This is a genomic window from Vibrio scophthalmi (assembly GCF_040869025.1).
Classification (GTDB): domain Bacteria; phylum Pseudomonadota; class Gammaproteobacteria; order Enterobacterales; family Vibrionaceae; genus Vibrio; species Vibrio scophthalmi.
This window is the reverse complement of the sequence record NZ_CP134271.1, coordinates 2954326-2966775: the sequence shown is the minus strand read 5'-3', so window position 1 is coordinate 2966775 and position 12450 is coordinate 2954326. Positions and strand designations below refer to the sequence as shown.

General features: G+C 44.6%; 8 protein-coding genes. 2 read left to right on the top strand and 6 right to left on the bottom strand.

What is annotated here, in order from left to right; translation table 11 throughout:
- Nucleotides 1-35 precede the first annotated feature (35 nt).
- The 6 genes from RJD38_RS13510 to gyrA all read right to left on the bottom strand — a co-directional run bounded on the left by RJD38_RS13510 (nucleotide 36) and on the right by gyrA (nucleotide 8702).
- Nucleotides 36-920: a YjjW family glycine radical enzyme activase gene (locus RJD38_RS13510; protein WP_005598629.1), complete on the bottom strand. Its 885-nt coding sequence runs from the start codon at nucleotides 918-920 to the stop codon at nucleotides 36-38.
- Between the two features lie 28 nt (nucleotides 921-948).
- Complete coding sequence (locus RJD38_RS13505) at nucleotides 949-2490, bottom strand: YjjI family glycine radical enzyme (RefSeq protein ID WP_005598627.1); 1542 nt, start codon at nucleotides 2488-2490, stop codon at nucleotides 949-951.
- 176 nt (nucleotides 2491-2666) lie between these two features.
- The gene (locus tag RJD38_RS13500; protein ID WP_367971361.1) at nucleotides 2667-4550 is read right to left on the bottom strand and encodes a methyl-accepting chemotaxis protein; all 1884 of its coding nucleotides are present in this window, start codon (nucleotides 4548-4550) and stop codon (nucleotides 2667-2669) included.
- A 252-nt stretch (nucleotides 4551-4802) separates the two neighbouring features.
- Nucleotides 4803-5057 (bottom strand): hypothetical protein, encoded by a 255-nt coding sequence (locus tag RJD38_RS13495; RefSeq protein ID WP_065545343.1) that lies wholly within the window; start codon nucleotides 5055-5057, stop codon nucleotides 4803-4805.
- Between the two features lie 68 nt (nucleotides 5058-5125).
- Nucleotides 5126-5755: a LysE family translocator gene (locus RJD38_RS13490; protein WP_065545969.1), complete on the bottom strand. Its 630-nt coding sequence runs from the start codon at nucleotides 5753-5755 to the stop codon at nucleotides 5126-5128.
- A 286-nt stretch (nucleotides 5756-6041) separates the two neighbouring features.
- On the bottom strand, nucleotides 6042-8702 hold the full coding sequence (gyrA, locus tag RJD38_RS13485; RefSeq protein ID WP_005598620.1) for a DNA topoisomerase (ATP-hydrolyzing) subunit A: 2661 nt from the start codon (nucleotides 8700-8702) through the stop codon (nucleotides 6042-6044).
- A 279-nt stretch (nucleotides 8703-8981) separates the two neighbouring features.
- Here gyrA and ubiG point away from each other — a divergent pair, with 279 nt between their 5' ends.
- Both ubiG and nrdA read left to right on the top strand, forming a co-directional pair.
- Nucleotides 8982-9695: a bifunctional 2-polyprenyl-6-hydroxyphenol methylase/3-demethylubiquinol 3-O-methyltransferase UbiG gene (gene ubiG / locus RJD38_RS13480; protein WP_005598618.1), complete on the top strand. Its 714-nt coding sequence runs from the start codon at nucleotides 8982-8984 to the stop codon at nucleotides 9693-9695.
- A 451-nt stretch (nucleotides 9696-10146) separates the two neighbouring features.
- Nucleotides 10147-12429 carry a class 1a ribonucleoside-diphosphate reductase subunit alpha gene (gene nrdA, locus RJD38_RS13475; RefSeq protein WP_009386019.1) on the top strand — a complete coding sequence of 761 codons (2283 nt, stop codon included), beginning with the start codon at nucleotides 10147-10149 and terminating at the stop codon, nucleotides 12427-12429.
- The last annotated feature ends 21 nt before the right edge of the window (nucleotides 12430-12450 follow it).

Sequence of the window (12450 nt, the reverse complement as noted above, 5' to 3'; positions counted from 1 at the left end):
TTGTAGCAGCGTAGCGGTTCAACTAGCTGAAGCTTCTACATATAGATACTTGGCAGTTGTAAGGTATGCGGTACGCGAGATTGCAACGCATGATGAAAACACTCCATCTGCTGCTTACTGCACTTCTCCCACGTCAATGCTTCACCTATCACGCCATGATGTTGGAAAGCATTGAGGCGAATAGTCACTTCCAGCGGCAAGCGATTAATCAACTCGGACACCGCATCAACTTCGCTATCTAAATCGCTTTTACCCGGAATATGCAGTAGACGTAGTTCGTGTAACTTTCCTGCTTCTGCGAGCAACTGAATCGAAGCCATGACCTTGTGATTATCACGTCCAATCAACCACAAATGCGTGTCATTCTGCCACGCTTTAAGATCGATCATCGCGCCATCTAAATAAGGCATGACCCGTTGCCAACCCGTCGCACTCAAATGACCATTGCTATCAATAAAACAACTGAGGTGCTGTAACGTCACATCGGCTTTTATCGCTTTAAAAAGCTCAATGATAAACGGTAATTGTACCGTTGCCTCTCCACCCGAAATCGTAATACCACTGATAAAAAATTGCTGTTTGCGAATGATCGCGAGCATCTGCTCAACAGTGTAATGCTTAACTTTCGGATTCGACTTATTGCCGCAGACATCGACGCATTGATCGCAATGAGTACACTTAGCTTCATCCCAAATCACTTTAGGTTTTAAGCCGTGCAGTTCACTTGTGCTAAACGTCAGCGCCCCTGTAGGGCAACCATCAACGCAGTCACCGCAATGATTGCAGTAATTGATCGTATGAGGGTTATGACAATTGAGGCAATTGAAATTGCAACCTTGAAGGAAAATGACCAGGCGATTGCCTGGTCCATCCACACAAGAGAAATTCAAAATTCGGCTGACTACCGCCTGTTTTTCCATTGCGTCACTCATAAAATCACGAAAGAAATCAACGGTAAGTTGGTGACATTTCCATGCTTACCACACGTGGTGCGCGATCTAAGATACCGGTTCTTTCTGACGCTTCTGCGCCCAACCAAGTGGTGTTGGTACGTGAACCACATTCAGAAAATTTTGCAATGTCAGACAGCTTCACCATATACCCCGTAACACGAATCAAATCATTTGATGCTACGTTAGCAGTGAACTCGCGGTAGCCAAGTGCTAGCGCACCTTTACATAGATTAAACATCGCTTCTGGGTTTGATTTAACCGTTTCATCGATGGTTAAAATATCGCTGATGCCAGAAGTGTAGTATTGGTGATGACCAACCGTTGCTTGCACGTAGCTCACTGGATCTGGCTCAGTACCGTAAGGAATACGTACGCCCGGAGTCACACCTTCATCTAGGCTAATACCGCCTTGTGCGTGTAGTAATGCACGACCTTCTAAGCCAAATTTCACCGGTGAGTTTTCAACAATCTGTGCTAGCTTAGCCGAAATGCGGTGACCCAGTTGGTTTGCAATCTCATCTTGACCATAACGCGCTGAGGTCTCTTCTTTCGTCAGCAGTGCATCCACCGCTTCTGCCATGCCATAAATACCAAACATTGGCGCAAAACGTGACTCTTCAATCAAACCTTCTTTGGTTAGGAAACCTTCGAAGAAGTTAGATTGCTCATGCAGGTAGCTACTACGTGCATCCATCAGTTCAATCATCAAAGCACAGTAGCTTGGTAATACGTTCTCAATAAAGTCATCACTGTCATTCGCTTTCGCTGCAGCTTGTTTTAAGTTCATACGCACTAGCGTATTTGAACCACCAGCAAGTGGTAGTGAGTTGTAGCAACTCACAATGCCGAATTTCTTGTCGCCATACGCTTGAGCGTGCATCGGGTAGTTTGCAATGTGCGGTTTGCTGCACTCACAGATATTTGATGCGGCTTGGCGTAACAAATCATCAGGAGTAATCGCAGGATCGTACATAAAAGTCAGGTTTGGTGCGATTTGCTTTAGCTCTGCGTCTACTTTAAGAATGGTACGACAAATAATATTGTCCGCAGGGCCAATATTCACGTGCATAAACGCATCTGGCAAAGTGCGATCCAGCATGATCCAGAAGCGCTTAAGCTTGGTGTAGATTTGCTCGTCAGTTAGATCGCCTACAAATGGCATCAGTACATCATCAAGCTGACCAAGATATACAGGAATGTTAGTCACTGACGGTACGTGGTGATAGATAATCGTCAGCAGGTTCAGTGCGTCATCAAAATCTTCTGCCGCCGATAGTTCAAGGTATTCAGAACCATTTTGCAAGAACTTCGCGTAATCAGGCAGTACATAACGAGGCTTAAATGGCGCATGACCTTCAAACATGTCACATAAAACACCCTCTTCCATTGCTTTAGCAATTTCATTTGAAATTGGCATATAAGGCAAGTTTGCTTCTGCTTCTAAAGCTAAAAACTGATTCTTTTGCTTAGGGTTAAGGTTCGCATCCGTCACGATTGCGTGAATACGTTGTTGAAAAGCGTTAAGAGAGTTGGACATGGTGTATTCCTTATAATTTTCATGGATTTTAAGTCACGCAGATAATGTCCACAATTGAAATTAAAAGAAAGGAACTTTTCCATTTTGGAAATCAACCTATTGCTTCATCTCTTTAAGCAATCAATAAAAAGCCCGGTGATTAAACCGGGCTTGATTGGTTATAGAATATCTCTTAATTACAACTTAAAGCGGCGAATCTCACTTTCTAGCTCATGAGACAGTTCAGACAATTTCACGGCTTGCTCTGCCGCGATATTGGCCTCTTCCGCCAACTCAAACGAGACGTCACGAATACCAACCGTATTACGAGTAATTTCTGAGGTCACTGATGCTTGCTCTTCAGCCGCTGACGCAATCTGCGTTGCCATATCACTGATAGATTCCACAGTGGTGTGAATTTGCGCCAAACTCACTGCCGCTGCATCCGCATCTGTCACGCTGGTATCAGCCAGCATACGGCTATCACCCATGATATTCACCGCGCGCGCCGTTGTGGCTTGCAGTGTTTCAATCATTTGTTGAATTTCTTGCGTTGAAGAGTGAGTGCGCTGACTCAACACTCGCACTTCATCTGCAACCACTGCAAAACCGCGACCTTGCTCACCCGCGCGCGCCGCTTCAATGGCGGCATTTAATGCCAACAGATTGGTTTGTTCTGCAATTCCTTGAATCGTCGCAAGAATTGAATTAATGCTGTTGCCATGGCTTTCAAGTTCTTGAATAACTTGTGTCGCCACCACCACTTCTTGCGCGAGATTTTGAATCGAACTTTGCGTTTGCGTTACTTGTGTCGAGCCATGCGTACATGCGCCCACAGCTTGCGTAGCATTTTGCGCCGTGTTTTCAGCATTACCGGCAATCTCTTGTGTCGCGGCAGCCATTTCGTTGATTGCCGTCGCGACCATATTGATCTCATCTTGTTGGGTACGAATGCGAATACGACGATCTTCAGCTTGCTTTGCTGTATCGCTCGCTTGACCATTTAGCGCCGTTGAAACACTGCTCAATGTTGTCACCATTTGGTGCATATTGCCGACGAAAGTATTGAAGCTTATCGCCAAACGACCCACTTCATCTTGGCTATGTGGTACAAGACGCTGAGTGAGATCGGCATCACCAGAGGCAATTTCATCTAAGGCTTTGGATACACGCAGAAGATCACGGAATAGGAAGCTAACTAACCATGATACAGCAAAAGCAACAAAGGCAGTGATCACTAGCGCCGTCAAGATAAGCTCTTGCAGCAATTCACTGTGCCCCGCTTGTTCAGTCTCGCGATCCATTTCAATCGCGAACATCCAATCCGTATCTGGAACATTTTTAAAGTAATAGAGCTTCTCTACACCATTTTGTTCGACGATCTCAATATCACCTGCATTCGCTAAGGCTTCGATCGCTGACAACGTTAACTGAGGATCTAAAGAAGTAACCGGTTTAAGCAGCAAGTTCTTGTTCGGGTGGGCCAAAAAGGTGCCATCTTGTTTATCAATCAGCATCGCATGGGCATTTTTACCCGCATCTAAACTAATCACATCATTGATAAGTTGATCGAGCAATACATCTGAAGCGACAACACCAATCTGTTTACCATCAATACGCACAGGCTCTGCGATAGACACCAACAATGCACCGGTAATGGCATCTTGGTATGCCGTGGTGATAATCTGGCGTCCTGCATTATTAGCGTCAATATACCAAGGACGAGTACGTGGATCGTAATCAGCACGATTGCGTTCAGGATGCGAGCGATACATATCTCCAGCAGGCGTACCTAAGAAAATGTCATCAAAACCGCCTGCGATACGTGCTTGTTGCAAAAAGGGAACCACATCCGCTTCAGTACTATAAGCATTAAACGCCGATGTAATATCGCGACGAATACTGATCCAATCGGAAATACCAATTGCGGCGGTATTTGCGAGGCTCTCAGCTCGAGAATACATGCCATTGCGCGTTTGTTGATAAAGTTGGTCAGCAGAAAGCCAAGTCAGTGCACTCGCCATTAGCATGACCGCTAATAGGCTCGCACCAATCAATTTTTGTTTTAGTGACAGGTTCATATGATTTTGCTTCTATTGATGAAAATTTGCGAGGAAGGTAACAGAAAGTCGACATTTGGAATTTTAGACGCAAAAACAGGTAGTTGCACGGAGTATTACAACAAATTGTTTCTATCAACAATTCTGTGAGTTGCTACGCAACCATATCAATATGATAAAACAGGGGGAGAATAAAGAAGAGAGTACAACGCACTGAAATATAGGTTAAAATCCAAAAAACAACTCACTACTACAAGCTGTACGCCTAAGCAGCTAATTTGCGCTGGTGTTTAACCAATCTAACATCTCTTTGCCATAAATAACTTCTGTTTGTAGATGGAGTACTAAAAGAATCGCAAAAGCAGCCGCACACAAAACATTAACTCGCTTAGTGTAGCGTTTTTTATTGTATTCCCCATAAGCAACAATCTGTACCACCACCAGTACAAATGGGTAGGCAATAACGAAAATAATCAGCCATCCCAAATAGATCGACATGGCCATTTCAGTTAGCTGTCCATTAGGCATTATGCTTTCCTGCTAAAAAGTCGCTCATGACAGCGTAACAAATTCAATCCACCCGCGTTGCGAGTCACTTACGCTTTTGACGCTGTCGATAACAAGGTACCCGCGCCGATAAAAACACCACCGGTCACGCGATTAAACAGTTTTGCCCTACCCTTTGCAAACAGCCAATTAGAGGATTTAGCCCCCAACAGGGCATAGATAGCAAGCCAGGAAAATTCCATGACCATAAAGGTGGCGGTAAAAATTATGTATTGAGCCAAAAGTGGTGCGTTTGGGTCGATAAACTGGGGAAACAAAGCAGTAAAAAATAGAATCGCTTTGGGATTACTGCTGCCCACTATAAAGCCGGAAATATAGTGTTTAACTGGCGCTTGCTCTGGCGCCTCTTGCTCTTCACCCAATTGGTACTCTTGCTCTTTGGACAAAATCGCTTTAATACCTAGATATATCAAATACGCAGCCCCGGTGTATTTAATGATGTTAAACGTCAACTCTGATGAGGCGATAACTAAGCCAAGCCCAGTAAATGATAAGGTTAAGATAATCGTGATGGCCGTTAAGCTGCCAAGCGCGGTATAAACACCAATGCGAAAACCTTGCGTGACACCTTTAGTCATGCAAAGTAATGAACTTGGGCCCGGAGAAGCCGTCAAAATAAGAATAGCGACCAGATATAGTGTCCAAGTCTCCAAGCTCATCGACGAACCGAGTTGCAGAAAACTGTTCGATAATGTAAATGATGACATAACTCTCTCCCTGTGAGTTTCCGCATTACTTCCTGTAATACTGATAATCCCTAAATTCAACAAATTTTACCGCGCTTGTCTATAAGACGTAGGTCTATAAACACCCGCCATAAAACGGCTTCATCGAGGCTCTTTCATAATGCTTCTGTCATAGCGTTTCTTTCATAAACGCACACTAAGATATTCCAGACATAAAAAAACCGAGCCCTTGAGCTCGGTTCTTATTTATGCTTTTCAATTACGCTTCAGAATCATCTTCTGCAGTGTCATCTTCAGCTGAATCGTTTAATTCGGTGTTCGTCACTTGCGGTGCTTCTTCCGATGCTGTTGCTTCTACAACTTCACCTTCTTCGCCCTCAAGCAATTCAACTTCGTCAATTTCATCAATGCGTTGCAGACCAACTACATTTTCATCAGCTGCAGTACGGATCAGAGTCACACCTTGGGTATTTCGGCCAACTTGGCTTACTTCCGCAACGCGTGTACGAACCAGCGTACCTGCGTCAGTGATCATCATCATCTCATCGCCTTCCTCAACTTGAACAGCACCAACTACAGGGCCATTACGTTCAGAAACTTTGATAGAAACAACACCTTGCGTTGCACGACCTTTGGTTGGGTACTCAGCAAGTTCCGTACGTTTACCGTAACCATTTTGCGTCACTGTTAGGATGTCACCTTCATTTGAAGGAACAATCAACGACACTACTTGGTCTTCGTCAGCCAGTCTCATACCGCGAACACCCGCAGCAGTACGACCCATAGCACGTACTTTATCTTCGCTAAAGCGAACAACTTTACCTGCTTTCGAGAACAGCATAATGTCGCTTTGACCATCCGTAATATCTACGCCAATCAAAGAGTCATCATCACGTAGGTTCACTGCGATCAAACCATTTGAACGTACGTTAGCGAACTGGTTCAGAGGTGTCTTCTTAACCGTACCGTCACCAGTAGCCATGAAGATAAACTTATCAGCACTGAATTCAGACACAGGTAGAATTGCCGTAATACGTTCACCTTCTTCTAGAGGAAGAATGTTAACGATAGGCTTACCACGAGCAGTACGACTCGCTAGAGGCAATTGGTATACTTTCAGACGGTACGTTTTACCACGAGTAGAGAAACATAGGATGTTATCGTGAGTATTGGCAACAAGCAGACGCTCGATGTAATCCTCTTCCTTCATCTTCGTTGCACTCTTACCTTTACCACCACGACGTTGAGCTTCGTAGTCACTTAGGATTTGGTACTTAACGTAACCTTCATGAGATAGCGTAACCACAACGTCTTCACGTGCAATCAGCTCTTCCATGTCGATGTCATGACTCGCGGCGGTGATTTCTGTACGACGAGCATCGCCGTAAGCTTCACGTACCAACTCAAGCTCTTCACGAATCACTTCCATCAAACGCTCAGTGCTTGCAAGGATATGCATTAGCTCAGCGATTTCTTCTAGTAGTGCTTTGTATTCATCTAGAATCTTCTCGTGCTCTAGACCGGTTAGACGGTGTAGACGAAGTTCTAGAATGGCTTGTGCTTGAGTCTCAGTTAAGAAGTATTGGCCATCACGAATACCGAACTCTGGCTCTAACCAATCTGGACGCGCTGCGTCGTTGCCAGCACTTTCAAGCATCGCTGCTACGTTGCCAAGGTCCCAACCACGAGCAATTAGCCCTGCTTTCGCTTCCGCTGGTGTTGCTGCGTTACGAATCAGCTCGATGATTTCATCGATATTCGCCAGAGCAAGCGCAAGCGCTTCAAGGATATGTGCGCGTTCGCGTGCTTTCTTCAATTCAAAGATAGTACGGCGAGTCACCACTTCACGGCGGTGGTCAACGAAGCACTTCAACATCTCTTTTAGGTTGAATAGCTTAGGCTGACCATGGTCTAGCGCAACCATGTTGATACCGAAAGTCGTTTGCAGCTGAGTTTGAGCGTAAAGGTTGTTTAGAACCACTTCACCGACTGCATCACGCTTACATTCAATAACAATACGCATACCATCTTTATCAGATTCGTCACGTAGTGCACTGATGCCTTCTACTTTCTTGTCTTTAACCAGCTCCGCGATTTTTTCAATCAAGCGAGCTTTGTTCACTTGGTACGGGATTTCACTAACAATAATGGTTTCGCGACCATTTTTCTCAGTTTCGATCTCCGCTTTTGAGCGCATGTAGATCTTACCGCGACCCGTTTTGTATGCATCGACGATGCCTTTACGGCCGCTGATCAAAGCTGCAGTTGGGAAGTCTGGGCCTGGGATGTAATCCATCAGCTCATCAATCGTAATTTCTTCGTTATTGATGTATGCCAAACAGCCGTCAATCACTTCCGTCAGGTTATGCGGAGGAATGTTTGTAGCCATACCTACTGCGATACCGGATGAACCGTTTACCAATAGGTTAGGAATTTTTGTCGGTAGAACCGCTGGGATCTGTTCCGTGCCGTCATAGTTCGGTACGAAATCGACAGTTTCTTTCTCAAGATCCGTCAACAACTCACCGGCGATTTTTGACATACGAACTTCGGTGTAACGCATTGCCGCTGCTGAATCGCCATCGACTGAACCAAAGTTGCCTTGACCGTCAACTAGCATATAGCGTAGTGAGAACGGCTGCGCCATACGAACAATCGATTCGTATACTGCAATATCACCGTGTGGGTGATATTTACCGATTACGTCGCCAACAACACGGGCAGATTTTTTATATGGTTTATTCCAATCGTTGCCTAGTACATTCATCGCGAATAGAACGCGGCGGTGTACTGGTTTTAGGCCATCACGCACATCAGGAAGAGCACGACCCACGATGACTGACATCGCGTAGTCGAGGTATGAACCTCTAAGCTCATCTTCAATGTTTACGGGCGTGATCTCTTTAGCTAAATCGCTCATAGAGCCATTATCCCTCTATTTTCAGATCGTAAATACGATTCGTGTAAGGTGCAAAAATATAACATATAAATCGTCACTTCGGCATCACTTTCCCTCTCCTTTTATCAGGTTGTGAGCTTTGTTGTGATTCAACTGCTGAGAATTTGCACACAGTGCATATATGCCGCTGATTAGTGGTTACATTTTCAGCAGTTTTGGAGAAAACTTGCTTTGACTATGGAGAGGAAGCATTTTGTCGCTATAATGCCAAACGAAGTTTGCCAAATAGATAGATGGATTATGACAAAAACACAAAACGTAGATCCGAGCGAGATCAAAAAGTTTGAAGAGATGGCGTCACGCTGGTGGGATTTAGAGGGGGAATTCAAACCTCTGCACCAAATCAACCCTTTGCGTTTGAACTACGTAATGGAATGCGCAGATGGTCTATTTGGTAAGAAAGTACTTGATGTTGGTTGTGGCGGCGGCATCCTCGCTGAAAGCATGGCGCGTGAAGGTGCTATCGTTACCGGTTTAGATATGGGTAAAGAGCCACTTGAAGTCGCTCGTCTTCACGCGCTTGAAACCGGCACTAAATTAGATTACATCCGTAGCACAATCGAAGACCACGCGGTTGAACATGCCGGTACATACGATGTAGTGACCTGTATGGAAATGCTTGAGCACGTACCAGACCCACTTTCAGTGATTCGATCTTGTGCTGCATTGGTTAAGCCTAACGGCCACGTTTTTTTCTCCACACTAAACCGCAATATCAAATCGTACCTATTCGCGATCGTCGGTGCAGAAAAACTATTGAAAATCGTGCCTGATGGTACTCATGACCACGAAAAATTCATTCGTCCATCTGAGATGATCAAAATGATCGATCAAACGGATCTTATTGAATTAGGCATTACTGGCTTACATTATAACCCAATCACGGGTCGTTATAAGTTAGGCAAGAACGTCGACGTTAATTATATCGTCCACACCTGCAAAACAGACGCTTGATGAACGTTTAACCAATTTGAGGCGGTCGCACAAAATGTCCGCCTTTTTTGAGTTTTTTTGCATGTTTTTCGTGCGATCGATTCCACTTTGTACAGCAACAAAATCACACTCAATTTTTCTCGAAGATCAAGATATTTATTTTTGTTTACGGTTAAGTTTAAACCGATTCAAAAACGGTATTTTTATACCTTCAAATCCGGCCTTATTTCGTGAGTTAGTATCCACTTACTGTTTTTTTTGTTTTTGTCAGTTATCCACAAGTCATCCAAGATCTTCAACTTGAAAATCGTCCCCGATAGCACTATCTTGTAACCCGCAGACAAGATTACCCCTATATCTTGTGTTTGCACTACAATATATAGATAGATTTTGCTCGCAAAGCCGAACACGATTTTACAACAATTACACGAAAATTCGGCTTTAATCAGTTTTGTTAGGGAAAAGAATCAGAATGAACCAACAACTCACCGTCACCAAGCGCGATGGCCGCAAAGAAAATATTGATCTAGAAAAACTTCACCGTGTAATTACATGGGCAGCCGAAGGTCTAGATAACGTTTCAGTTTCACAGGTAGAACTAAAAGCTCACATTCAGTTCTACGACGGCATCACGACCTCTGACATTCACGAGACCATCATTAAGTCTGCAGCCGACTTAATCTCTGAAGAAACGCCAGACTATCAATACCTAGCCGCTCGTCTTGCCGTATTCCACCTACGTAAAAAAGCGTATGGTCAATATGAGCCACCAGCGCTATTCGATCACGTTTCTCGTCTGGTAGAAATGGGCAAGTACGATAGCCACATTCTGGAAGATTACACCAAAGCAGAACTTAATGAGCTTGGTGCTTACCTGCAGCATACACGCGATCTTGACTTTTCATACGCGGCGGTAAAACAGCTCGAAGGTAAATACTTCGTGCAAAACCGTGTCTCTGGCGAAATTTATGAAAGTGCTCAGTTCCTTTATATCTTGGTGTCTGCTTGTTTATTCGCTAATTATCCAAAAGAAACTCGTCTTGACTACGTTAAGCGTTTCTACGATGCGACTTCAACATTCAAAATTTCTTTACCTACACCGATCATGTCTGGTGTACGTACCCCTACTCGTCAGTTCAGCTCATGTGTTCTTATCGAGTGTGGTGATAGCTTAGATTCAATCAACGCAACGGCAAGCTCAATTGTTCGTTACGTTTCTCAACGTGCTGGTATTGGTATCAACGCGGGTCGTATTCGTGCGCTCGGTTCTGAAATCCGTGGCGGTGAAGCATTCCACACTGGTTGTATCCCGTTCTACAAATACTTCCAAACGGCAGTTAAATGCTGTTCTCAAGGTGGTGTTCGTGGTGGTGCTGCGACTGTGTTCTACCCAATGTGGCACGGCGAAGCGCGTTCTTTGATGATTCTAAAGAACAACCGTGGCGTTGAAGAGAACCGTGTTCGTCATATGGACTACGGTGTACAGCTGAACAAGCTGATGTACCAACGTTTAGTTCAAGGCGGCAACATTACCCTATTCTCGCCATCTGACGTTCCGGGCCTATATGATGCGTTCTTCGAAAACCAAGCGGAATTCGAGCGTCTATACGTACAGTACGAAAATGATCCAGCGATCAAAAAAGAGAGCGTAAAAGCGATCGAAATGTTCTCTTTGCTAATGCAAGAGCGTGCATCAACGGGTCGTATCTACATTCAAAACGTAGACCACTGTAATACTCACAGCCCGTTTGATTCAGAAGTCGCACCAATTCGCCAATCAAACCTATGTTTGGAGATTGCACTACCAACCAAACCTTTGGTTAACGTTGAAGATGACTCTGGCGAAATCGCCCTTTGTACTCTTTCAGCCTTCAACCTGGGCAAAATCAACGAACTGGATGATCTGAAAGAATTGTCTGAGCTTGTGGTTCGTGCCCTAGATGCTCTGCTGGATTACCAAGACTACCCGCTACCAGCGGCGTACAAGTCAACCATGAACCGTCGTACCTTAGGTGTGGGTGTTATCAACTACGCATACTACCTAGCGAAAAACGGTGTGAAATACTCAGACGGCAGCGCGAACGGTCTTACTCACCGTACGTTCGAAGCGATTCAATACTACCTATTGAAAGCGTCTGTTGAGCTGGCTAAAGAGCAAGGCAAGTGCCCACTGTTTGATGAAACAAACTATGCGAAAGGCCTATTGCCTATCGACACTTACAAGAAAGATATCGACCTTATCTGTGATGAAGCACTGCATTACGATTGGGATGAACTTCGCCAAGAAATTATGACTCACGGTCTGCGTAACTCTACCCTAACCGCGCTAATGCCATCTGAGACCTCTTCTCAGATCTCTAACGCGACCAACGGTATCGAGCCACCACGTGGTTATGTTTCGGTTAAAGCTTCTAAAGACGGTATCTTGAAGCAGGTTGTACCTGACTTCGTTAACCTAAAAGACAATTACGAGCTACTTTGGAACATCGGTTCTAACGATGGTTACTTACACCTAGTCGGTATCATGCAAAAATTCGTAGACCAAGCGATCTCTGCCAATACCAACTACGACCCAAGCCGTTTTGAAAGCGGTAAAGTGCCGATGACTAAGTTGCTACAAGATTTGCTGACCGCATACAAATATGGTGTGAAGACGCTTTACTACCATAACACTCGCGATGGCGCTAAAGACGATCAGAAAGATGCAGTTCAACCTGTAGAAGAAGATTGTGAAGGCGGCGGCTGTAAGATCTAATCTCAGCTCAGTAACTCTATA

Excerpts from the sequence above, each read along its gene's own strand:
- RJD38_RS13510 (WP_005598629.1), bottom strand. The coding sequence starts at position 920 with ATGGAAAAACAGGCGGTAGTCAGCCGAATTTTGAATTTCTCTTGTGTG.
- RJD38_RS13500 (WP_367971361.1), bottom strand. The coding sequence starts at position 4,550 with ATGAACCTGTCACTAAAACAAAAATTGATTGGTGCGAGCCTATTAGCG.
- RJD38_RS13495 (WP_065545343.1), bottom strand. The coding sequence starts at position 5,057 with ATGCCTAATGGACAGCTAACTGAAATGGCCATGTCGATCTATTTGGGA.
- nrdA (WP_009386019.1), top strand. The coding sequence starts at position 10,147 with ATGAACCAACAACTCACCGTCACCAAGCGCGATGGCCGCAAAGAAAAT.
- RJD38_RS13490 (WP_065545969.1), bottom strand. The coding sequence starts at position 5,755 with ATGAGCTTGGAGACTTGGACACTATATCTGGTCGCTATTCTTATTTTG.
- gyrA (WP_005598620.1), bottom strand. The coding sequence starts at position 8,702 with ATGAGCGATTTAGCTAAAGAGATCACGCCCGTAAACATTGAAGATGAG.
- ubiG (WP_005598618.1), top strand. The coding sequence starts at position 8,982 with ATGACAAAAACACAAAACGTAGATCCGAGCGAGATCAAAAAGTTTGAA.
- RJD38_RS13505 (WP_005598627.1), bottom strand. The coding sequence starts at position 2,490 with ATGTCCAACTCTCTTAACGCTTTTCAACAACGTATTCACGCAATCGTG.